The 20107-nt window shown below is 73.4% G+C and carries 24 protein-coding genes; 13 read left to right on the forward strand and 11 right to left on the reverse strand.

What is annotated here, in order from left to right:
- The first annotated feature begins 130 nt into the window (after positions 1-130).
- Both OG534_RS02825 and OG534_RS02830 read left to right on the forward strand, forming a co-directional pair.
- Positions 131-580: a hypothetical protein gene (locus OG534_RS02825; RefSeq protein WP_326586472.1), complete on the forward strand. Its 450-nt coding sequence runs from the start codon at positions 131-133 to the stop codon at positions 578-580.
- A gap of 124 nt (positions 581-704) precedes the next feature.
- Positions 705-995, forward strand: coding sequence for a hypothetical protein (locus OG534_RS02830; protein WP_326586473.1), 291 nt, complete (start codon positions 705-707; stop codon positions 993-995).
- Positions 996-1003: 8 nt separating this feature from the next.
- Here OG534_RS02830 and OG534_RS02835 read toward each other — a convergent pair whose 3' ends face one another.
- Positions 1004-1438, reverse strand: coding sequence for a hypothetical protein (locus OG534_RS02835; protein ID WP_326586474.1), 435 nt, complete (start codon positions 1436-1438; stop codon positions 1004-1006).
- A gap of 144 nt (positions 1439-1582) precedes the next feature.
- Between OG534_RS02835 and OG534_RS02840 the strand changes: the two genes are divergently transcribed.
- Positions 1583-2128 carry a hypothetical protein gene (locus tag OG534_RS02840; RefSeq protein WP_326586475.1) on the forward strand — a complete coding sequence of 182 codons (546 nt, stop codon included), beginning with the start codon at positions 1583-1585 and terminating at the stop codon, positions 2126-2128.
- A 294-nt stretch (positions 2129-2422) separates the two neighbouring features.
- Complete coding sequence (locus OG534_RS02845; protein ID WP_326586476.1) at positions 2423-3154, forward strand: hypothetical protein; 732 nt, start codon at positions 2423-2425, stop codon at positions 3152-3154.
- Between the two features lie 56 nt (positions 3155-3210).
- Here the strand turns inward: OG534_RS02845 and OG534_RS02850 are convergent, their stop codons facing one another.
- Positions 3211-3507, reverse strand: coding sequence for a hypothetical protein (locus OG534_RS02850; protein ID WP_326586477.1), 297 nt, complete (start codon positions 3505-3507; stop codon positions 3211-3213).
- A gap of 97 nt (positions 3508-3604) precedes the next feature.
- Between OG534_RS02850 and OG534_RS02855 the strand changes: the two genes are divergently transcribed.
- Both OG534_RS02855 and OG534_RS02860 read left to right on the forward strand, forming a co-directional pair.
- Positions 3605-4057 (forward strand): hypothetical protein, encoded by a 453-nt coding sequence (locus OG534_RS02855; protein ID WP_326586478.1) that lies wholly within the window; start codon positions 3605-3607, stop codon positions 4055-4057.
- Between the two features lie 93 nt (positions 4058-4150).
- Entirely contained in the window at positions 4151-5023 is an 873-nt protein-coding gene (locus tag OG534_RS02860; RefSeq protein ID WP_326586479.1) for a GNAT family N-acetyltransferase, read from the forward strand.
- Here the strand turns inward: OG534_RS02860 and OG534_RS02865 are convergent.
- Positions 5010-5480 carry a GNAT family N-acetyltransferase gene (locus tag OG534_RS02865; RefSeq protein WP_326586480.1) on the reverse strand — a complete coding sequence of 157 codons (471 nt, stop codon included), beginning with the start codon at positions 5478-5480 and terminating at the stop codon, positions 5010-5012. The genes OG534_RS02860 and OG534_RS02865 overlap by 14 nt on opposite strands.
- Positions 5481-5652: 172 nt before the next feature.
- Between OG534_RS02865 and OG534_RS02870 the strand changes: the two genes are divergently transcribed.
- Positions 5653-6606, forward strand: coding sequence for an IS481 family transposase (locus tag OG534_RS02870; RefSeq protein WP_326586481.1), 954 nt, complete (start codon positions 5653-5655; stop codon positions 6604-6606).
- On the opposite strand, the gene OG534_RS02875 is transcribed toward OG534_RS02870, so the two are convergent.
- Positions 6603-7628, reverse strand: a complete 1026-nt coding sequence (locus OG534_RS02875) for a helix-turn-helix transcriptional regulator (protein WP_326586482.1) — start codon at positions 7626-7628, stop codon at positions 6603-6605. The genes OG534_RS02870 and OG534_RS02875 overlap by 4 nt on opposite strands.
- A gap of 123 nt (positions 7629-7751) precedes the next feature.
- Between OG534_RS02875 and OG534_RS02880 the strand changes: the two genes are divergently transcribed.
- Positions 7752-8171 (forward strand): DUF3224 domain-containing protein, encoded by a 420-nt coding sequence (locus OG534_RS02880; RefSeq protein WP_326586483.1) that lies wholly within the window; start codon positions 7752-7754, stop codon positions 8169-8171.
- 393 nt (positions 8172-8564) lie between these two features.
- Here the strand turns inward: OG534_RS02880 and OG534_RS02885 are convergent, their stop codons facing one another.
- On the reverse strand, positions 8565-11297 hold the full coding sequence (locus OG534_RS02885) for a DNRLRE domain-containing protein (RefSeq protein WP_326586484.1): 2733 nt from the start codon (positions 11295-11297) through the stop codon (positions 8565-8567).
- 185 nt (positions 11298-11482) lie between these two features.
- Positions 11483-12079 (reverse strand): helix-turn-helix domain-containing protein, encoded by a 597-nt coding sequence (locus tag OG534_RS02890; RefSeq protein ID WP_326586485.1) that lies wholly within the window; start codon positions 12077-12079, stop codon positions 11483-11485.
- 78 nt (positions 12080-12157) lie between these two features.
- Between OG534_RS02890 and OG534_RS02895 the strand changes: the two genes are divergently transcribed.
- The 4 genes from OG534_RS02895 to OG534_RS02910 all read left to right on the forward strand — a co-directional run bounded on the left by OG534_RS02895 (position 12158) and on the right by OG534_RS02910 (position 15693).
- Positions 12158-13756: an MFS transporter gene (locus tag OG534_RS02895; protein ID WP_326586486.1), complete on the forward strand. Its 1599-nt coding sequence runs from the start codon at positions 12158-12160 to the stop codon at positions 13754-13756.
- A gap of 138 nt (positions 13757-13894) precedes the next feature.
- Positions 13895-14197: a hypothetical protein gene (locus OG534_RS02900; RefSeq protein ID WP_326586487.1), complete on the forward strand. Its 303-nt coding sequence runs from the start codon at positions 13895-13897 to the stop codon at positions 14195-14197.
- Between the two features lie 168 nt (positions 14198-14365).
- Positions 14366-14827, forward strand: coding sequence for a Crp/Fnr family transcriptional regulator (locus OG534_RS02905; RefSeq protein ID WP_326586488.1), 462 nt, complete (start codon positions 14366-14368; stop codon positions 14825-14827).
- 422 nt (positions 14828-15249) lie between these two features.
- Positions 15250-15693 (forward strand): SSI family serine proteinase inhibitor, encoded by a 444-nt coding sequence (locus tag OG534_RS02910; protein ID WP_326586489.1) that lies wholly within the window; start codon positions 15250-15252, stop codon positions 15691-15693.
- 49 nt (positions 15694-15742) lie between these two features.
- Here OG534_RS02910 and OG534_RS02915 read toward each other — a convergent pair whose 3' ends face one another.
- From OG534_RS02915 to OG534_RS02930, 4 genes are all read right to left on the reverse strand, one after another.
- Positions 15743-16192: a sel1 repeat family protein gene (locus OG534_RS02915; protein ID WP_326586490.1), complete on the reverse strand. Its 450-nt coding sequence runs from the start codon at positions 16190-16192 to the stop codon at positions 15743-15745.
- Positions 16193-16270: 78 nt separating this feature from the next.
- Positions 16271-17137 (reverse strand): GNAT family N-acetyltransferase, encoded by an 867-nt coding sequence (locus OG534_RS02920; RefSeq protein ID WP_326586491.1) that lies wholly within the window; start codon positions 17135-17137, stop codon positions 16271-16273.
- Complete coding sequence (locus OG534_RS02925) at positions 17134-18072, reverse strand: ATP-grasp domain-containing protein (RefSeq protein WP_326586492.1); 939 nt, start codon at positions 18070-18072, stop codon at positions 17134-17136. Before OG534_RS02925 ends, OG534_RS02920 begins: the two co-directional genes overlap by 4 nt.
- Before the next feature lie 42 nt (positions 18073-18114).
- On the reverse strand, positions 18115-18540 hold the full coding sequence (locus OG534_RS02930) for a hypothetical protein (RefSeq protein WP_326586493.1): 426 nt from the start codon (positions 18538-18540) through the stop codon (positions 18115-18117).
- A gap of 162 nt (positions 18541-18702) precedes the next feature.
- Between OG534_RS02930 and OG534_RS02935 the strand changes: the two genes are divergently transcribed.
- Entirely contained in the window at positions 18703-19437 is a 735-nt protein-coding gene (locus tag OG534_RS02935) for an SIR2 family NAD-dependent protein deacylase (protein ID WP_326586494.1), read from the forward strand.
- 91 nt (positions 19438-19528) lie between these two features.
- Here the strand turns inward: OG534_RS02935 and OG534_RS02940 are convergent, their stop codons facing one another.
- Positions 19529-20014: a VOC family protein gene (locus OG534_RS02940; protein WP_326586495.1), complete on the reverse strand. Its 486-nt coding sequence runs from the start codon at positions 20012-20014 to the stop codon at positions 19529-19531.
- Positions 20015-20107: the final 93 nt, after the last annotated feature.

Genomic DNA, 20107 nt, shown 5'->3' on the forward strand with positions numbered 1-20107 from the left:
CGCGCCTCCCCTGCCGCCCGCACTGCCGTTCCAATCTGCCACACGCCCCGGGCGCCCGGACCGGCCCGGGGTCACCCGCACGCGTGAGGTGGGGAACCGGGTCGGGTACGCCGTGCGGCAAGGTGGTCGGATGCAGTTACGCCGGGCCGTGCCCCTCTCCCTCGTCGCGCTCCTCGCCAGCGCCGGCTGTGTCTCCGTCGGGCCGCAGGATGCGGCTCCGGTTCCCGTACGGGGTGCGGTACCGCCCGCCGGCGCACCCGACGTCCCCTCGTCCCCCTCGCCCCTCCCCCTGGCCGCCCTGCCCCTGGGCGAGCTGCCGGCGCCCGCGACGCACGGTCCGGACCCGGTGGCCGGCCGGGTGGCCGACCCGGTGCCGGAGGCGAACCCGGAACCGGCACGCGAGCGGACGCGCACGAAGGCGGCGCCGCCGCCCCGGCGGAAGCGCCAGCCGGGGCCGACGACCGCTCGTCCGCGCCGCCGGCCGGTCCCTCCTCCCCCGGCGGACGAGCTGTGCGCGGCCGCGGAAGGCGTCGTACCGCCGTCCATCGTCGACCTGTGCCTGCGCCAGTACGACCGCTGACCGGGCCGTGCCGGGCGCATCCTTCGTCGGCCGCGGCGGCGTCCTCGGCTCTCGGCCCGGCCCTGAGGGGCGCGGGAGGGCCTGCGCGTTCACACTGGCAGGACGAGTACCGCAGGGAGGCAGGATGAGCTGGGCATCATGGACCACTCGCGGGATCTTCGCCGGTCGCGACGGAGTAGAGACCGGTGAAGGGGGCCACGCCCTCACCGGTGAGCTCGACATTCACACCACCTGGACCGAGGCCGAGGGTCTGGCGCACGTCACCGTGCAGTACAGCGGCGGGTCCGACTGGCTCCCCCTCACCGGAAGCCCCGTGCCCTGCCCCAGCGAGGACGCGAGCCGTGCCCTGCATGACGCGGTCATCGATTCCGTACGCGCCGGGGCGACCCTCCCCCTGAGCACCGTCCGTCCCTGATTCTCGGGTCACTTTCCGGCCGGGGGCAGCACGCCCTTCTTCCGGGCTTCGGCGATCCAGCGGCCGGCCGTGGCCTCGGAGCGGGCCCAGCGGGTCGCGATCGCGCGGCGCGGGGGGATGTTGCGCTCGGTGGCCCACTGGTAGACCTCGGCGACTTTGGCGAGGTGTTCGCCACCGCCGCCGTAGGGGCGGCCCTCGGTGGCGGGGGCGGCGTCGACTTCCCCGGCGATCTCGGCGGCACGGGCCTCGGCAGCGGCACGCAGGAGTCTGTCGAGAGGAAGGCGACGCAGCCAGGTCGCGGTGACGGGTTGGCCGTCGGGGGCTTTGACGTAGAAGCCGTTGGGCTTCGTGCCGCCGGCGGGGAAGCCGATGATGAAGCTGTGGCCTTCGTAGCCGGGGAAGTCCTCCACGGTGACGCCGCTTCCGCTCCTTGTGATCCTCATGGGCCAGCCTGTCCAAATCCTGATCACTCGTCTGTGAGACGAGCGTGCAAGTTGATCGGGTGTCTGTCATAGTGAGCCGCCCCTGCCGCACGCGCCGCACACGCATGACCTGGGGACCCATCTGCTTTTCAAGGACACCCCATCATGTCTGGATACCCGCAGCAGCAGCCCCCGGCCCCGAAGCCCGGCATGTCCACCGGTAAGAAGATCGCCCTGGGCTGCGGCATCCCCGCCGCCCTCGGCCTCCTGGTTCTCGGCGGCTGCACCCTTGTGGTCGGCAAGGCCGCAGAAGAGGTGGGCAAGGAGCTCGACAAGTCCTACGACAGCGCGCAGGTCAACCCCTCCGACGGCACCTCGGCCGGCGGGAAGAGCGGCCAGCCGGACATCACCAAGGACGTCAAGGTGACCTCCTGCGCCGTGAAGACCGGCGACTTCGACATGAAGGAACTCGAAGTGAAGGTCGACTACGTCAACAGTGGCGACCGCCGCTACTCGTACCTTGCCGAGGGCGAGGTCCTGGTCAACGGCGAGAAGAAGGAAGACCTCCTCTCGACCGCTCAGAACCTGGCGCCGGGCCAGAAGTACACCGACGACAGCGCCGGCGCGCTCGGCTTCAACGTGGCCAAGGCGGCGAAGCCCGGCGACAAGATCGAGTGCAAGATCCTCAAGGTCTCCCGCAACGCGCTCTGACCGGCAACACCGCCTCTCACGCCGGAGCCGGCCCGTGCTCAGCCACCGGCCGGCTCCGTGGTTCTCAGGACACACCGCCGCACCGCCCCCGGGGTCACCGGCCCGGGACCCCGGGCCTCCGCACGCCGCGGCGCAGGCCGGCACCCGCCAGGTGGTTCGCGTGCGTCGATGCCGGCGCACGCGTCCTTCGCGGCACCTGCGCCATCCGCGTCGCAGCGGCCGACCGCGGCGAGCTCGGCGAGCTCGGCCGCCCCTCCTCTGCCCGCCTCCGCGCCACCCTCACAGGAGATCACCGTGTCCCAGCCTCCCGACAACGCGCAGCAGCAGCCCCCGCCGGGTCCCGCCTACGGCTACCCCGGCCCGCCTCCGCCCCCTCTGGCGCCCCCGCAGGCTCCCGCGCGGGCGCGAGGGCCCCTCTACGCCGCGATGGCCGCCTGCGTGGCCTCCGCCGTCATCGCCGGGACCGTCGGCTACGCCATCGGCTCCACCACCAGTGGCAGCAGCACGGTGAGCGCGTCCCCCGAGACGACCCCGACCCCCACCATCACGCCGGTCGGCACTGCCGCGGCCACGTACTCCACCTCGCCCGCGCCCGCCACCACCACCGCCCCGACGCCGACACCCACGCCCGCCACCCCGGCGTGCACGGACTTCGCCGAGCTGACCGACCGGGAGTTCAAGCTCCTGGGCAAGGACCCCGGCGCGCACTTCGGCAAGTGCTACCGGGTGTACGGGTACGTCACCCAGGCGGACAGCGCCACCGGCGCCGGCAGCTTCCGCGCCAACGCCTGCGGCGAAAAGCACCAGCCCAAGTACGGGTACATCGCCGACTGCGACACGAACTCGATCTTCACCGACATCAGCGCCAACGGCGCGAGCGGCATCAAGGACATCGTCGACGGCGACGCCTTCGAAGCCGACGTCATGGTCGGCAAGCCGTTCACCTACACCACCACCCTCGGCGGGCAGATGACCGCGCCGACCTTCGCCGTCCTGCGCGTCAAGCAGTACGCCACCACGAAGTGACCACGGCCCCGGCCGGCACCCTCATCCGGTTCGACACCTGATCGACACGACGGGTTCTAAGGGCGGCGGCCGCAGGCGCGGGCGCAGCGGCGGGCCGTGTCGCGGCGGGCCGTGCGCAGCCTGCGTACGGTGTTGTGGCCGCGCCGCTTCCATTCGCCCCGGGGCAGCGCGGCCCGCTGGCCGCCGCCCGCGATCAGGGCGTTGACCGGGGTCATCGGGTCCGCGGCCAGCGCCTTCGCGAACAGGACGCCGACCACGAGCGGGACCAGGGCCACGGCCAGGGCCGAGCCGGCGGTGGTCACGTGCTGCATGCGCGGGCGGACTGTCGCGCTGCGCGGGGCGTCTGAAGTCATGCCCCCATTCGACCAGCGGCGGCGCGGCGGGGAATCGGGGCGGATACTCAGGCCGTTGGGCACGAGGTACTCAGACGGGCGGGGCGGGTGGTGGGTGATGGCGGTACCCGGGCAGGGTTTCGAGGCCGCGAGCGGCGACGGCCCGGCCGCGCCGCCCGGCGGACGGGAGGCGGAGCTGCGCACGGCGCACGAGGGGCTGCTGCAGATCCGACGTCTGGTCAACGGCCCGGCGGGCGCGGCGGTTCCCGCGCCGTGGGAGGTACGGCAGCCGACGCGTGCGGTGGCCCTCGTACTGGAGGCGGCGGGGATCACGCCGTCGGCGCTGGACGCGGAGGGGCGGCGTACGCGAACGGGCTACCGCGTGGCCGCGGGGTCCGAGCCCGGGCGGGTGGAGGTGACGTGGCTCGGGCCGCCCGGAGGCGGCGCGGCCGAGGAGGAGCAGGAGCGGCTGACGGCCTGTGCGGCCGTGTTGGAAGGGCTCGGCTGGGTGTGCCTGCTGTACCGGGGACCGCGCCGACGCCGCTTCCTGGAGGTGGAACCCCCGCGCTGACCGCACCCCCGGCCTCGGGCCTCGGGCCTCGGGCCTCGGGCCTCGGGGCGAAATTCGCTGGCCGTGCCCGCCCCGCACCGGGAGACTCGCCCCATGGGCATGCTCAACGCGCTGGCGGACCGCATCGGCCGGGGCGAGACCGTGGAGTTCCGGCCGACCGGCGGATCCATGGTGCCGCTGATCCACAGCCGGCAGCGGGTCCGGGTCGCACCGGCCGACCCGGCTCTGGTCGAGGTCGGCGACATCGTCCTGGCCCGCGTCTCGGGCACGGTGTACCTGCATCTCGTGTCGGCGGTGGACGCCCCGCGCCGGCGCGTGCAGATCAGCAACAACCACGGCCGTGTCAACGGCTGGACCGGCCACGACCGGGTGGTGGGCATCTGCCTGGCCGTGGACGGCGTACCCCGGTCGCGGGCCGCCGACAAGGTGCGCCGGCCCGCGATCCGGGCCCTCCCGCTCGCCACCCGGCGCCTGGACCTGCTTCCGTTGCTCCCTTCGCACGCCGACGAGATGAGCCTGGTCCTGGCCGACCCCGCGCTGCACGCCTTCACCGGTGGCGCGCCGCTGTCGCGGGACGGACTCCGCGCCCGCTACGAGCGCCTCGCCGACGGCTCCCCCGACCCTGCGGTGGTGTGGGCCAATTGGGTGCTGAGCGTGCGCGGGCAGGGGCGGTTGGTGGGCACCGTCCAGGCCACGATCGCCCCGGCGCGCGGTCAGGCCGAGCTGGCCTGGGTCGTCGGCACCCCCTGGCAGGGCCACGGCTTCGCCGCGGAGGCCGCCCGCGCGCTCGCGGCCTGGCTGGAGCGGATTCCCGTGGACCGTCTGATCGCCCACATCCACCCGGACCACACCGCTTCGGCGGCGGTCGCCGCGGGCTGCGGAATGCGCCCGACCGAACGCCGCCGGGACGGCGAGATCCGCTGGGAGTCCGGCGGCGGCCGGGACGGCGGCCTCAGCGCAGGGTGAGCAGGACGACGTCCATCTCTTCGCCGCGGGCCAGGGCGAATTCGCGGACGCGGCCGGTGACGGTGAAACCGCACTTCTCCAGCACGCGGATCGAGCCCGCGTTGTCGGCCGCCGCCCCCGCGTGCAGGGGGCGGGTGTCCTCCAGCCGGATCAGCTCCGCCAGCGCCCGGGTCGCGATGCCCCGTCCCCAGTGCTCGCGGCCGATCACGTACGTCACCTCGCGCTCTTCCGGCGGCCCGAACACGGCGGCGTGGCCGACCACGACTCCGTCGGCCAGCACCGTGCGCGGCGTCACGGCCGGGTCGCCCCGCACTTTCTCCCAATGCGCGTCGAAGCGGCCCCGGTCGTAGTGGTACTCCCTCGTCAACGCCGCCATTCGCTGGAGGGCGGGGTCCGTCGACTGCTCCCAGAAGACGGCGAGATCGTCGTCCGTCGTCTCGCGCAGCTCGATCTCCACGTGCTCTCTCCTCTTCTCTCCCCGGGTGTGCGATCACGACCGCCCACCCTAGGTGTAATGCCCCGGGAGGTTGTGGACGGGTGATGCAGGTCTCGGCTGGGGGATCTTGAACGGGTGAGGGCCTTCCGGGTTTGGTGTGGATTGCGACGTCTACACCGACCGGAAGGCCCTCATGCCCCACCGTAATGCACCCCTGACCGAGACCGGACGGCTGCGGCTTGCCCGCTGCGTGGTCGAGGACGGCTGGACCCACCGCCGGGCAGCCGAACGCTTCCAGGTCTCCCCGACGACCGCCCAGCGGTGGGCCGACCGCTACCGAACGCTCGGCGACGCGGGCATGCACGACCGGTCTTCCCGCCCGCACAACAGCCCGCGCCGGACCCCGACCCGCACCGAACGCCGGATCATCAAGGTCCGCGTCCTGCGCAGGTGGGGACCCGCCCGCATCGCCCACCTGCTCGGCCTGGTGCCCTCAACCGTGCACCGGGTGCTGACCCGGTTCGGCCTGGCCCGCCTGTCCCATCTGGACCGGGCCACCGGCCGCGTCATACGACGCTACGAACGACCCAAGCCCGGCGAACTCGTCCACGTCGACATCAAGAAGCTCGGCAACATCCCTGACGGCGGCGGCCACAGGGCTCTCGGCCGACAGGCAGGCCGCAAGACCAGGTCCGGCACGGGCTACAGCTACATCCACACCGCCGTCGACGACCACTCCCGCCTCGCCTACAGCGAGATCCTGGCCGACGAGAAGAAGGAGACCGCCGCCGGCTTCTGGACCCGGGCCCAGGCGTTCTTCACCGGCTGCGGGATCACCGTCGAACGCGTCCTGACCGACAACGGCGCCTGCTACAAGTCCCACGCCTGGCGCGACACCCTGGCGGCGGCCGGGATCACCCACAAGCGAACCCGGCCCTACCGGCCCCAGACCAACGGCAAAGTCGAACGCCTCAACCGCACCCTGCTGGAGGAATGGGCCTATGCCCGCCCCTACCGGTCAGAGCAGGAACGACGCGACGCTTTCCCCGGCTGGCTGCACACCTACAATCACCACCGCGGACACACCGCGCTCGCAGGCAAACCACCCGCCAGCCGCGTCCCCAACCTCACAGGGCAATACACCTAGGGCCCGTCCTGCCCGTCCTGTCCGTCCCGCTCCTCCTGCCCGTCCCGCCCGTGCGGCGGGCAGGCGTAGCGTCCGGCGAGCGCGGTCACCGTCTCCGCGAGGGCGCGGCGCAGTTCGGGCGGGCCGAGCACCTCGGCTTCCGTGCCCAGCCGGAGCAGGTCGCCGACGGCGACGGCCTCGGACTCGACGGGGAGCCGCAGCCGGACCCAGCCGTCCGCGTCGGCGGGGCCGGCGTCGGCGAGCGCCCGCGCGCCCGCCGCCCCGAACCGCATCGGCAGCAGCCGCTGACCGAGCGGGGACAGCCGCAGCTCGGCGGTCTGCTGGTGGAGCGCCGCGTCCAGGCGGCCGGTGGACTCCCGCCAGTACGCGGCGAGTTCGAATCCGGCGGGCCGTTCGAAGCCGTCCGGCGCCGTCTCCACCGCCAGGAACCGGGAGACCCGGTAGGTGCGGACGGCCTCCTCGGCCGCGGCCACGAGGTACCAGATGCCGCCCTTGAGGACGAGGCCGAGCGGCCGCAGCTCGCGCCGCACCTCGCCGCGCGGGCGGCGGTAGTGGGCGTGCAGGAGGCGCTGGTCCCAGACGGCCTGGGCGATCTGCGCGAGGTGCGGGACGGGGTCGGCCTCCCGGAACCAGGCCGGTGCGTCGAGGTGGAAGCGGTCCCGGATCTGCCGGGCCCGTCCGGCGAGTGCGGCGGGGAGCGCGGCCTGGAGCTTCAGCTGGGCCGCGGCCAGGTCGGCGCCGAGGCCGAGTTCCCGCGCGGGTCCGGGGGCGCCCGCCAGGAAGAGGGAGCCGGCCTGGTTGTCCGTGAGGCCGGTGAGGCGGGTGCGGTAGCCGTCGGTCAGCCGGTAGCCGCCGGCCGGGCCCCGGTCGGCGAGGACGGGGACGCCGGAGGCACTGAGGGCGTCGATGTCGCGGTAGACGGTGCGCACGGACACCTCGAGCTCGGCGGCGAGCTCGGGCGCGGTCATCCGGCCGCGGTTCTGCAGCAGCAGGAGCAGGGAGAGGAGCCGGTCGGCGCGCATGGGGCCCATTGTCGCCGTCCACGCCGTACCTGACAGAAGGTGTCAGGTACGCCTGCCAGCCTGAGGGCGCACGTGATGAAGCGCCGGGCGGAGCAGACCGTCCGGCCGGCCGAGAGGACAGCCATGCCCACGCCCGTACAGCCCGTGGAGACCGGTGGCCGCTTCACCTTCGCCCACTGGGAGGAGACCCCCGTCGGCCCCGCGGAGGCCGTACCCCGGCTCGCCCACGCCCGTGTCACCAATGCCTTCACCGGTGGGATCGAGGCTCCTGGGACCGCCTGCGACTACACGATCGCCTACACCGGGAAGAACGTCGGCACCTACAGCGGCATGGAACTGCTCGCCGGCAGCCTCGACGGCCGCAAGGGCACCTTCGTACTGGAGGAGCGCGGCACCTTCGACGCGGCCGGCACCGTCTGCCGCTTCGAGGTGGTGCCCGGCTCCGCCACCGGGGACCTCGTGGGGCTGACGGGCTCCGGAGGATTCACCTTCCGCCACGGCGAATCCTCCGTCGCCTACTCCTTCACCTACGACCTGGGCTAGTCGGGGCCGGTGCTCGACAGGCCCGCCCGGAAGCCGGGGCTGCTGCGGACGTCGTGCAGGGTGACGCTCAGTGGGAGCCCGGGCCGGCCAGTACGAGCCCTGCCGCCGCGACGAGGCCGAGGACGAAGGCGAGGACGAGCCGGGACGGTAACGCGGGCAGGCGCCGGGACGGTAACGCGGGCAGGCGCCGGGACGGTAACGCGGGCAGGCGCCGGGACGGTAACGCGGGCAGGCGTGAGCGAGCCATCTGATGGATCCCCCCTGGACCAGTGGATGGTGTCGGACACCGGGGACCCTAACGCCGGAGGCACGCGTTCGGCAGGGTGCCTCGCACGCACGAGGGGGCGCGGACCGCTGCGGCCCGCACCCCCTCGTACTCGTTCGCCCCTCAGGTCACGGCGCGCCGAAGGTGAGGGTCAGCTGCGGCGTCCCCTCGCCCGCCTGCGCCTCGGAGGACCACAGCCACAGGGCGTCGGTACCGGTGCTGCTCAGCGCCAGGCCGTAGCCGCCGCCGAGCGCCGCCGCGACGGTTGCGGTGGTCAGTCCGGTGGTGTGCACCGCCGAACCGTCCGGGACCCCCGCGAAGGCGCCGAGCGCCGGACCGCCCAGGGCGGGCCGGTTGTTGTACGTCGTACCGCCCTCGGTCCACGACCCGGTCACCGGGACGACCGAGACGGTGTCCGTCGTTCCGGCGCCGCTCATCGTGCTCGTCTTCACGCTGAGGGTGGCCGACTTCAGCACCGTGCCCGCGGGCGCGGCGGGCAGGTTGAAGCGCAGGTAGCTCGCGTAGAACGAGGTGCCGCGCACGGCGAGCGATCCCGAGGTGCCGTAGTTCGTGGCGGGTGCGCCCGCGTTGGCGTAGGTGTCCTCCGCGGCCGTGACCTGGACCACGGAGTCGGCCGGGGCGGTGGCGAGGGCGTGGTGGTTCTGCACCTGGGCCGCGCTCAGGACGGTCGGGTAGACGGCGGTCTCGTCGAGCCGGCCCGCCCAGTACTCGCTGGTCGGGCGGTCGGGCCAGCCGCCGAGGCTGTCACCTCCGGCGTGCCAGTAGCCCGAGAAGTTCTCGTGCGTGGTGACGGCGAGGGTGCCCCGCTGGACGCCGTCCACGTAGAGGCTCATCCCGCCGGGTCCCTGGGTCGCGACGACGTGGTGCCACTGGTCGTCGTTGTACGCGCCGCTCGTGGTGATGGTGCGGGTGGCTCCGGTGTAGACCCCGTAGACCAGCCGGCCGCCATTGGTCATGTAGATGTGCTTGTCGTACTGATTGCTGCCGCGCGCCTGGTTGTTGCCGAAGCCGACGAGCTTGCCGCCCCGGGTGGTGGTCGTCTTGAACCAGGTCTCGATGGTGTAGGTGCTGCCCACCGTCTGCCGCTGGTCCCCGTACACCTGGGTGTCCGTGCCGTTGAAGCCGATCGCCGTGCTCGCACCGGAGACCGCGCCCGGGCTCTGGCGCAGGGCGGGGGCGTTGTGGTGCACGCCGCTCTGGTTGCCGCCGGCCGAGGAGTCGGCGGCGAAGGGCAGGGACGATTCGTCGTAGCGCCAGTACTGCTGGGCCCCGTCGGCGCGGACCTGGTTCGGGTAGCCGTCCACCGTGGTCGGGACCGTCACGCTCGCCGTCGCGGACAGGGCGCTGGTGTTGCCGGCCGCGTCGGTGGCCGTCACCCGGTAGGTGTACGACTGGCCCGCCGCGACGGTGGTGTCGGTCCAGGAGGCCTGCGGGCGCTTGAAGAACAGCGAGTCGGCGCTGACTGTGGCGACCGGCGTGGCCGCGCCGTTCCGGTAGATCCTGTACGTCAGCGCGCTGTCGTCGAGGTCGAGGCTGGTGCGCCAGCGCACCTGGACCTCGCCGGGCTTGAAGCTGACCGCGCTCGCCACGGGCACGGTGGGCGCGCCGGTGTCCCCGGTGGAGGCGAAGCGCGTCAGGCTCTGCTGCGCCGCCCCGTTGACGGTGGTGAACTCCCCGCCGACCCACAGGTACTGGACGCCGCCCTTGGAGCCGACCGTCATGACGCGCGGGCCGATGCCCTCGCCGATGCCGTCGTTGGTGTCGGGGGCCCAGCCCAGCTTGCCGGTGCCGCCGGTGGGCTGGGCGAGCAGGTGGTGACGCTGGCCGTCGGGGAACTCGCCGACGCTGGAGCAGTCGTGCGCGTGGGAGGCGCTGTAGAGCACGCTCTGGTACGGCAGCACGGCCTGGGTGGCACCGAGGCAGGTGTCGCGCCAGCGCTGGCCGAAGTTGCTGAGGTTGAGCGCGATCCGGCCGTCGAAGACCCCGCCGCCGGTGCCCTCGTTGGCGGTGTAGAAGCCGGTGGCGTCGGTCGCGATGTCCTTGACGACGGAGTTGGTCTCGATGAAACCGGGGTACGACGTGGTGAGCGCGCCGCTCGTCGCGTCGACGACGGCCAGCGCGTGCGTGTTCGTGCCGTTGACGGTGAAGAAGTCGCCGCCGAGGATCACGCCGTTGCCGTCAGGGGTGACCTCGACGGCGCGCCCGGGCTCGTCGGCGTTGGCGGTGAAGGGCTTCAGCGCCCCGTCGGCCGCGCCGACGGCGGCGAAGCGCTGGCGCGGCTGACCGGCCACGCTGAGGAAGTCGCCGCCCGCGTAGACGGTGTCACCGGTGACGGCGAGGGCGCGGACGGTGGCCGCGAAGGCCGGGCGGAAGCCGGTCTTGACCGTGCAGCTCGCCACGTCGATGGCGGCGAGGCTGGAGACGGCCGTGCCGTTGACGGCGCCGAAGTAACCGCCGGCGTACAGGGTCGTCTTGTCCGGCGAGAGGGCGAGAGCGCGGACCGTCGCGGTGCCGGAGCCGATGGTGAAGGACAGGGTGCAGGCGGTCGGGGCGCCGGTCGCGGCGTCGAGCGCCACGAAGTTCACGGCCGACTGCTCGCTCCCGGCTCCGCCCGCGGGCGGGCGCACGGTGGAGAAGGTGCCGCCGGCGAAGACCTGGCCGCCGGCCTCGGCGAGGGCCCAGACGACGCCGTTGGGCTGCCAGGTCGCGAGTGCGTCGGCGGTGAACGCGACGGGCGGGGTGACGGCCGCGGCCTGTGGGGCGAGGCCGAGGCCCACTCCTGCGCCGGTTCCGGCCAGGGACAGGACGAGAGCGGCCGCCAGGCTTCGGGATCTACGCATGAACCCCCCAGTTCGGTGTGCGGTGCGGCCGTTGTCGCGCGGCCGGGTGAACCATGGCCGGAAACCGCCGAACAGCAGTCCGCCGTCATGCTCACGGGCGCACCCTAGAGCGATTCGGCGCTCGGTTCATCCCACTTGACGCATCGGATGCCAAATCGCTCCGGTATCTCCGCTCGTGGCCACGCTCACGTGCGGGGCTTGGCGCGAATGTGCATGCGCTCCCCCTGCCGCCCGAAGAGGCTGAGGATCTCCACGGGCCGCCCGTCCGCGCTGGTGAACCAGTGGGGCAGCCGGGTGTCGAACTCGGCCACCTCGCCGGGGCCGAGGACCAGGTCGTGCTCGGCGAGGACGAGTCGCAGACGGCCCTCCAGCACGTACAGCCACTCGTAGCCCTCGTGCGTCCGGGGATCCGGCTCGCCGCCCCGGTCGGGGATGAGCATCTTGTACGCCTGGAGGGGGCCCGGGCCGCGGGTCAGGGGGACGGCCGTGCCGCCGTTCGGCAGGGTGCGCGGGGTCAGCCGGACCCGGGGATCCCCCACCTCGGGAGCGCCGACCAGGTCGTCCAGGGGCACCCGGTACGCCGCGGCGAGCGGCAGCAGCAGTTCCAGGCTGGGGCGGCGCTGCCCGGACTCCAGCCGGGACAGAGTGCTCTTCGAGATGCCGGTCGCCTCGGAGAGCGCGGCCAGGGTGAGGCCGCTCTGAGCGCGCAGCCGTTTGAGCCGGGGTGCGACCTCGTCGAGGACCGCTTGGTGGGGAGATGGCTTGTCCGATGGCTTGTCCATGCGGCCATTCCATCCACGGCGTCCCGGAAACAGCAACAAGGTTTGCCGCAACGCGCTGGTACGTCCACGCTCCTGCGCATGAGCCCCAGCAGAGATTCCGGACCCGCGCACCCGTACGGACAGCACCCCGCCCGCGGTGACGGGAGGGCCGGCGCCGTCGTGCCGGACGTCGGGCGGGCGGAACGGGCCGGGCCGGCCGCCGCCGCCACCATCACCACCGCGTTGGCGGCTCCCGCGGTGCGGTGGGCGCTGGCCGGTCTGTCGCTCTCCGTCCTGCTCTCCTCGCTCGGCACGAGCATCGCCCACGTGGGCCTGCCCACCCTGGCCGAGGCGTTCTCCGCGTCCTTCCAGGAGGTCCAGTGGATCGTCCTGGCCTACCTCCTCGCCATCACCACCCTGATCGTCGGCGCCGGACGGCTCGGTGACCTCGTCGGCCGCCGAAGGCTGCTCCTGGCCGGCATATCCCTGTTCACCGGCGCCTCGGTCCTGTGCGGGGCCGCGCCCACCCTCTGGCTGCTGATCGGCGCCCGGGCGGCGCAGGGCCTCGGAGCGGCGGTCATGACGGCCCTCACCATGGCGTTCGTGGGCGAGACGGTCCCGAAGGCGAGGACGGGGAGGGCCATGGGGCTGCTCGGCACGATGTCCTCGGTCGGCACCGCGCTCGGTCCGTCGCTGGGCGGCGCCCTGATCGCCGGGTTCGGCTGGCGGGCGCTCTTCCTCGTCAACGTGCCGCTGGGCCTGCTGGCCCTGTCCCTCGCCCACCGCCATCTGCCCGTAGACCGGCAGGAGCCCCGAGCCGGCCGGGCCCGCTTCGACCACCTGGGCACGCTGCTCCTCGCGCTGACCCTGGCGGCCTACGCGCTCGCCATGACCCTCGGACACGGCCGTTTCGGACCGCTGAACGTGGCGCTGCTGGTGGCCGCCGCCTGCGGAGTCGGCCTGTTCGTGCGCGCCGAGGCGCGAGCGGACTCCCCGTTGGTCCGGCGGGCGATGTTCCGCGATCCGGTGCTCCGTGCGAGCCTCGCCACGAGCGCGCTCGTCTCGACGGTGATGATGGCGACGCTGGTGGTCGGTCCGTTCTACCTCTCTCGCACGCTCGGGCTCGGCGAGGCCCTGGTCGGAGTCGTCCTGTCGGTCGGCCCCCTGGTCGCCGCGGTGAGCGGGGTGCCGGCCGGTCGCCTCGCGGACCGGTTCGGCGCACGTCGCATGACGGCCGTCGGGCTCGTCGCGATGGCGGCCGGCTCCTTCGTCCTGTCCGTGGCGCCGCCGGCGCTCGGGGTCCTCGGCTACGTCCTCCCCCTCGCCGTCGTCACCGCCGGCTACGCGGTGTTCCAGACGGCGAACAACACCTCGGTCATGGCGGACGTCCTCCCGGACCGGCGGGGGGTCGTGTCCGGCCTGCTGAACCTCTCCCGCAACCTCGGGCTCGTCACCGGTGCGTCCGTCATGGGCGCCGTGTTCGCGGGCGCGTCGGCGACGACCGACGTCACCCGGGCGTCCGCCGCGGCCGTGGCCGCCGGCATGCGGACCACCTTCCTGGTCGCGGCCCTCCTGGTCCTCGCCGCGCTCGCCGTGGCGCTGGGGAGCGGGTGGTACCGCGGGCTCACCGCCGGAAGGAATCGAACCGGGAGGACCCGAACGCGCGGACGGCTGCGGCGCGGCTCCGCAGGGCCGTGAACGGGACGGCGCGTTCACCGGGTCCGGCCGGTCGGGGCCCGCTCACGCAGGGTCACCCTGGCGAAACGGCCCCGCGCCGGGCCGCACCCCTCTACCGTGCCCTGAGGTGATGGGCACGGGCACCGGAGGGCGGGGCGGATGGACAACGAAGAAGACATGCGGCTGGCGGGGATGACGCCGGAGATCTCCCGCCGCACCCTCACCATGCTGCGCGGCCTGGCGGGCCTGGAGCCGCCCGAGCAGGTCCCCGAGGAGGCCATGGTCGTCGCCGACGCCGTCCTGGCCGAGCACGGCACCGACGGGCTCCGGGTCCTGGTGATGACCCTGGCCGCGTGGGCGACGGCCCAGATCGAGAACGTCGCCGAGCTGAGCGGGCGCAGCCACGAGGCGGTGCTGGACGCGATGGAGCTGGCCTGCCTGGAGGCGAATGCCGAGGACTAGGAGGGCGGGGCGGGCCGGGTCAGGGCGCGGCGGGCCCTGGACGGCCTCCGGGGCGGGTCGCGGGCCGGATCCCCGGAAGAATCCGCGTCCGGCCCGACCGGGATCGCCGGGCTTCGGCGACACTGGGGAGAGCAGGATCGTCCCGGGGGGTCGTGATCGGAGGCCGTCGTGAGCACACCTTCCCCCATCAAGATCGCTGCCGTCCTGTCCACGGAACACCGTGGACGGCTGATGTCCCAGGCCCGGGAGATCAATTTTCCGGAGAACGCCCGGATATTCGACGAAGGCAACCGGGCGGACTCGTTCTGGATCGTGCGCTCGGGCACGGTGACCCTGGAGATACCCGTGGCCGGCCGCAGGCCGGCCCCCGTGGAGAGCCTCGGCCCCGGCGAGCTGGTGGGCTGGTCCTGGCTGTTCCCGCCGTACGTGTGGCAGCTCGGCGCGTCGGCGATGACGCCGGTGCGCGCGTACGAGTTCGACGCCCCGGCCATACGCATGCTGATGGACGCCGACCCCGCCTTCGGGTCCGCGATCGGGCACTGGGTCGGACGCGTCCTCGCGCTGCGCCTCCAACAGACGCGCACCCGGCTGCTGGAGCTGTACGCCCCGCGCCTGACCACGACGGGCTGATCCCGCCCCGGCCACGACAGCCGGGCCCGCTCCTCCGCCCGGGAGGCGCGGGCCCCGTAGCCGTGCCCGATGACGGATCGAGCCCGGTCTGACCGTCCGAACACCCTCTAGCCCCGGACGCCGGCCGGCTCGATCGCCCGGCGCCGCAGCCCCTGCCCCTGCCCCTGCCCCCGGAGGGGTTTCACGCCCCGTCCGGGCAGATCACGGCCGCGTTCCAAAGGTTTCAGGGGTGTCTCCCGGTCGGTGTTCGGCCGATTCGGCGGCGCGCCCCCCCACAGGTCAGCCCCTCCCGCACCGCTGCGGTCTGCAGTCATTCGTACACGATCGGTGACGAGAAATGGGGGTGCGAACGGGCGTTCACGGCCTGGGTGGGCAAGACTCCGTCCGCTATCCGAAACACCAACCCAAAGGGAGTGTTCGAAATGCGGTCCATCGCAAGGGGTCTCGGGCTCGGTTCCGCCGCCATGGCGCTCACCGCGCTCACCGCACTGGCCTGGCCCGGCACGGCCGGCGCCGCCCCTGCCGGTACGGAGAGCCTGTACGCACCGTCCGCGCTCGTGCTCGGCGTGACGGCCGGGGCGGACGCCGACACCGGCACGGTGGTGCGTGCGGTGACGCTCGTCTGCGCGCCGACGCCCGGCGGGACGCACCCCGACCCGGTCGCCGCGTGCGGCGAATTACTCGCGAACGGCTCGCAGCTGGATCCGCTCGCGGCCCCGGCCGCCGACTCCGTGTGTACCAGGGAGTGGAACCCGATGACGGTGACGGCCGACGGCGTGTGGGAGGGCCGCCGGCTCAACTACAGCTACACCTTCGCCAATCCGTGCGGCCTGCGGAACACCACGGGCGTGCTGTTCGACTTCTGACCCGGCATGACGCGACGGGCCGGGCGGCGCCGTGCGACCGCCGTCCGGCTCACAGCGGATTGTTGCCGTCCATGTTCAGGGCATGTCCCGGCCGGAAGAACCGCTTCGCGAAGAAGTGCCCGCGCTCGGCGGCCATCCGGAACCACGGCTCGGACTCCCGCAGCCCGTCCCGCTGCTCGACGAGCCGCCCCATCTCCCACATCGACTCCACGTCTCCCCGCTCGACGGCGGCGCGCAGCAGCCGCTCGGCCTCGGTGAAGTCGCCGAGCAGCTTCTGCCGCAGCGCCAGGGCCCGCAGGGCACGCGGGTTCCCGGCGGCGGCCGCCGCCTCGGCCTCCTCCAGCGAGGCGAACCTGTGGCGGTTGCGCCGCCATCGCAGCACCAGGAGGAGGACGCCCACGCCCCAGGCCACCCAGCTCGCGGTGACCAGGCCGTCGCTGTCGTTGACCCAGGCGAGCACACTGAGCACGGCGGCGACGAGCAGCAGCAGATACGGCATGGCGTTCCCCCCGGAACAGCAAGGCGGCGATCGGGCCACGCGCAGTCTAGGCCGCGGGTGGGCCAACCGCCGGTGTTCTCAGCCCAGTTCGAGGCTGGTCACGCCGAACAGTTCGGCCAGGGCGAGGTTCGGGGCCGGGCCGGTGTACATCCGGGCGGTCTCGAAGGTCGGGACCAGGCCCAGGCCGGCGCACAGCGCGGTGGCCTCCGGGTTCGCGTCCGGCACGTCCAGGGCAACCAGCCCACCGGGCGCGTGCCCGGCGAGCCGCCGCAGCAGGGCGGCCGCCACGGCCGGGGTGGCCGCGTACAACGGGCCGATCCGGTGCGCGGCGCTGCACGGGCGGATCACCCCGAGGCCCTCGATCCGGCCGTGGCGGACGGCGGCCAGGGCCGTCCGGCCGGGCAGCCCGGTCCAGGCGGACAGGAAGGCGTCGCGCGCTTCGGGGAAGAACCGCCGGTCGTAGGCGGCGAGCAGGCCGAAGGGCAGCGAGGCCGCGTCCACGATCTCGGTCTCGTCCTCGATCTCGGCCTCGGGCCCGTCTGCGTCGTCCTCCCGGGCGACGCCCTCGTGGCGGATGTTGTTCCAGGCCGGGCGGAATCCGGACTTCCGGTAGTTGTCCTGCTGGTCGACGACCCCGTCCAGGCCGACGAGCCGCCCGTCGAGGCGCTCCATCCCGGCCTGCCACAGCCGGATCCCGTAGCCCTGGCCACGGAAGGCGGGACGGGCGATGTAGAAGCCGATGAAGCCGAAGCCGTCGCCGTACCGCACGGCGGAGATGCAGGCCACCGGTTCGCCGTGGAGCCGTCCGACGAGGAAGCCCTGCGGGTCGGCGACGGCGAAGGCGAACCGGTCCGAATCCCCCGGATTCCAGCCCTCCTCGTCGGCCCAGCCTCGGATCAGGTCCATGTCGGCGGCGCTCGCGCCGGTGATCTCGAATCCCGTCATGCCGGTGTTGTACCAGATGCGGACGGCGTGCACAGCGGTGCCCGATAAGCCGTCAGGAGGCTGACGAACAGGGCGGGATCGACGTCCCGGTGGAGGTCGCTGACCTGCCCGTCGCCCACTTCGACGACCCGCCAGACGCCGTCCGCTCGCAGGGCGAGGTCGGTGGTCACGAAGGGGCAGCCCAGCGCCTCGACCGCCGCCCGGACCGGTGCGAGGTCCGGCGCCGGGACCTCGGCGACCGGGCTGTCGGGGTGGGCGGTGACCAGCCGCGGCGCCGCGTCCCGCCACCACACCCGCACCTCCGCGGCCGCCGTCTCCGGCGCGACGAAGGTTTCGAAGGCCCTCAGCACCACCCCGCCCGCCAGGAAGTCGTCCTGGAGTTCGACGAAGCGGGCGACCACGCGGTGCAGGGCGGCCCGGTCGGCGAGGTCTGGCACGTAACAGGCCTCGTCCCACTCGTGCTTGCGGGACTTCACGTAGTCCTTGACGACGGCGGCTCCGGGCGGCAGGCCCGCGGCGAGGGCGGCGAGCCGCCCCGGGTCCGGGGTCCGCCCCGGCGCCGTCGGCAGCCAGCGGCTGACCGGGGTGAGGCCTGCGAAGGTCCCGTACCAGCCGGGGAGTTCGTGCGCCCGGCGGTAGGCGTCGGGCGTGACGGCGAGCTCGCCACCGCGCCGGCGCAGGGCCGCGTCCAGTTCGGCGTACCGGTGGGCGGGGACCATCCAGCCGCGGTACCAGACCGCGCCCGCCCCGTCGGGCACCCGCGCCACGGCCCGCTCGGGGTCCCCGGCGAGCAGCGCGTCGTGGTCGACGAGCAGGACGGCGCCCCCGGCGGCGCGCAACTGCCGGGCCTCCGCCGCGAAGTGGGCGTCGACCCGGCGCTCGTTGAGCGGGTCGGAGCAGTAGAGGACGGTGGTGGTCGCGGTCGACGTCGGCATGCGCCCACCCTACGGACCGTTCCGGGGAGCACCGTACGGATGTCAGCCCGCGCAGATCACGTCGTCGACCCGGATGGGCCGGGAGTCGAGGCGTACGTAGGCCGTGAAGGTATCGGTGTCGCCGGCGGCCCAGTGGGTGGTGACGGTGGCCCAGCCGACCCTGGCCGACTGGGCGACGGTGACCGCGCCGATGCCGATGGCGTGCGGTTTGTTCTGGGCGCAGAGCAGGACGTCGGCGTCCGCGTTCTCCTGCTGCCTGTCCTTGAGGACCTGCGAGACGCGGTGCTTCCGGTCGTCCGCGGAGGGGCCGTGGTCACCGTAGAAGCCGGCGAGGAAGCGGCCGATCTGGTCGGCGGTATGCCCCTCGGCCGTGGCAGCGGGCGCGGCGAGGGCGGGGGCGGGGAAGATGACCGGCGGCGCGAGCAGGGCCAGCAGCAGGGCGCCGAGTCTGTACGGCTTGAGCATCATGTCCGGTTTGTACCCGCCGGGTCGCTTCCACGGGAGGGCGTGGCCCGGATCTCACTCCTGTGGGGGGCGGGATTCACCGCAGAAACGACCCTCCCGCCCCTGCCGGCCGGGGCCGCCGAAATCGGGTCGCGGGCGGGCGGCGCCCGTACGTAGGGTCGGCGCATGGGAAAGCCGCTCGTCGCCGTGTTCAGTGGGGCCGGAATGTCCACCGACTCCGGAATCCCGGACTACCGGGGGCCACAGGGCCTGTGGCGGCGGGAGCCCGACGCCGAGAAGCTCGTGACCTACGCGTACTACATGGCCGATCCCGAGGTCCGGCGCCGCTCCTGGCTGATGCGCGCCGAACTCGCCGCGCTCGGGGCGCGGCCGAACGCCGCGCACCTGGCCGTGGCCGAACTGGAGCGCGGCGGCACACCGGTCCGGGTGATCACCCAGAACGTGGACGGGCTGCACCAGCTCGCCGGCATGCCCGCACGCAAGGTGTTCGAGCTGCACGGCACCGCCCGCTCGGTGGTGTGCACGGCCTGCCACGCCCGGTCGGACATGGACGAGGCGCTGGCCCGGGTGGCCGCCGGGGAGCCGGATCCCGCCTGCCCGGTGTGCGGCGGGATCCTCAAGGCGGCGACGGTGATGTTCGGCCAGCGGCTCGACCCCGAGGTGCTGGCGCAGGCGGTGGCCGTGGCCAAGGGGTGCCAGGTCTTCATCGCCGTCGGGTCGACCCTGCAGGTGCAGCCCGCCGCCTCGCTGGCCGGGATGGCCGCGGAGGCGGGGGCCCGGCTGATCATCGTGAACGCGGAGGAGACCCCCTACGACCCCCTCGCCGCCGAGATCGTCCGTGAACCGATCGGGACCGCCCTGCCGGCTCTGCTGGCCAGGATCGCCGCGGAGGGTTCCTGAGGGCCCCGTGCTCCCGAGGGCCCAGCGCCGGCGAGGCTGGCTTTGGCTCCGGCGAGGCTTGAGGGACCGGCGTTCCCGCAGAACCCGGGGGTCACGCCCCCTCGTCGGCCGCCCGGCGCATCTCCGCCACGTCCAGCTTCTTCATCTTCATCATGGCGGCGGTCGCCCGGGAGGCCCGCCCCGGGTCCGGGTCGCTGATCAGGTCGACGGCACCGGGCGGGATGACCTGCCAGGACACCCCGAACCTGTCCTTGACCCAGCCGCAGGCGGACTCCTGGCCGCCGTCCTTGGTCAGCGTGTCGTAGTAGTGGTCCGCCTCGGACTCGTCGGCGCAGTTGATCATGAAGGAGATCGCCTCGGTGAAGGGGAACTGCGGTCCGCCGTTGAGGCCGACGAACTGCTGCCCGTTGATCTCGAACTCGACGGTCAGCACGGAGCCCGCCAGCGCCGGGACCGCGTCCGTGTAGCGGGTGATCCGGCCGAGCCTGCCGTCCTTGAACACGGACAGGTAGTAGTCGGCGGCCGCTTCCGCGTCGCCGTCGAACCACAGACACGTGGTGAAACCCTTGCCGATCATCTCTGCCTCCAGGCCGGTGCGTGGACGGTGGATACCGTTCCTCACATACAGACCGGCCCCGGGCCCGAAATTCATCGGTGGGCCCGGGGCCGG

The sequence above is a fragment of the Streptomyces sp. NBC_01294 genome (assembly GCF_035917235.1).
Lineage (GTDB): Bacteria > Actinomycetota > Actinomycetes > Streptomycetales > Streptomycetaceae > Streptomyces > Streptomyces caledonius.

What these genes read in the sequence shown, in the direction of transcription:
- OG534_RS02825 (WP_326586472.1), top strand. Translation starts at nt 131, where the DNA reads ATGCAGTTACGCCGGGCCGTGCCCCTCTCCCTCGTCGCGCTCCTCGCC.
- OG534_RS02830 (WP_326586473.1), top strand. Translation starts at nt 705, where the DNA reads ATGAGCTGGGCATCATGGACCACTCGCGGGATCTTCGCCGGTCGCGAC.
- OG534_RS02835 (WP_326586474.1), bottom strand. Translation starts at nt 1,438, where the DNA reads ATGAGGATCACAAGGAGCGGAAGCGGCGTCACCGTGGAGGACTTCCCC.
- OG534_RS02840 (WP_326586475.1), top strand. Translation starts at nt 1,583, where the DNA reads ATGTCTGGATACCCGCAGCAGCAGCCCCCGGCCCCGAAGCCCGGCATG.
- OG534_RS02850 (WP_326586477.1), bottom strand. Translation starts at nt 3,507, where the DNA reads ATGACTTCAGACGCCCCGCGCAGCGCGACAGTCCGCCCGCGCATGCAG.
- OG534_RS02855 (WP_326586478.1), top strand. Translation starts at nt 3,605, where the DNA reads ATGGCGGTACCCGGGCAGGGTTTCGAGGCCGCGAGCGGCGACGGCCCG.
- OG534_RS02860 (WP_326586479.1), top strand. Translation starts at nt 4,151, where the DNA reads ATGGGCATGCTCAACGCGCTGGCGGACCGCATCGGCCGGGGCGAGACC.
- OG534_RS02870 (WP_326586481.1), top strand. Translation starts at nt 5,653, where the DNA reads ATGCCCCACCGTAATGCACCCCTGACCGAGACCGGACGGCTGCGGCTT.
- OG534_RS02875 (WP_326586482.1), bottom strand. Translation starts at nt 7,628, where the DNA reads ATGCGCGCCGACCGGCTCCTCTCCCTGCTCCTGCTGCTGCAGAACCGC.
- OG534_RS02880 (WP_326586483.1), top strand. Translation starts at nt 7,752, where the DNA reads ATGCCCACGCCCGTACAGCCCGTGGAGACCGGTGGCCGCTTCACCTTC.
- OG534_RS02885 (WP_326586484.1), bottom strand. Translation starts at nt 11,297, where the DNA reads ATGCGTAGATCCCGAAGCCTGGCGGCCGCTCTCGTCCTGTCCCTGGCC.
- OG534_RS02890 (WP_326586485.1), bottom strand. Translation starts at nt 12,079, where the DNA reads ATGGACAAGCCATCGGACAAGCCATCTCCCCACCAAGCGGTCCTCGAC.
- OG534_RS02895 (WP_326586486.1), top strand. Translation starts at nt 12,158, where the DNA reads ATGAGCCCCAGCAGAGATTCCGGACCCGCGCACCCGTACGGACAGCAC.
- OG534_RS02900 (WP_326586487.1), top strand. Translation starts at nt 13,895, where the DNA reads ATGGACAACGAAGAAGACATGCGGCTGGCGGGGATGACGCCGGAGATC.
- OG534_RS02910 (WP_326586489.1), top strand. Translation starts at nt 15,250, where the DNA reads ATGCGGTCCATCGCAAGGGGTCTCGGGCTCGGTTCCGCCGCCATGGCG.
- OG534_RS02915 (WP_326586490.1), bottom strand. Translation starts at nt 16,192, where the DNA reads ATGCCGTATCTGCTGCTGCTCGTCGCCGCCGTGCTCAGTGTGCTCGCC.
- OG534_RS02920 (WP_326586491.1), bottom strand. Translation starts at nt 17,137, where the DNA reads ATGACGGGATTCGAGATCACCGGCGCGAGCGCCGCCGACATGGACCTG.
- OG534_RS02925 (WP_326586492.1), bottom strand. Translation starts at nt 18,072, where the DNA reads ATGCCGACGTCGACCGCGACCACCACCGTCCTCTACTGCTCCGACCCG.
- OG534_RS02930 (WP_326586493.1), bottom strand. Translation starts at nt 18,540, where the DNA reads ATGATGCTCAAGCCGTACAGACTCGGCGCCCTGCTGCTGGCCCTGCTC.
- OG534_RS02935 (WP_326586494.1), top strand. Translation starts at nt 18,703, where the DNA reads ATGGGAAAGCCGCTCGTCGCCGTGTTCAGTGGGGCCGGAATGTCCACC.
- OG534_RS02940 (WP_326586495.1), bottom strand. Translation starts at nt 20,014, where the DNA reads ATGATCGGCAAGGGTTTCACCACGTGTCTGTGGTTCGACGGCGACGCG.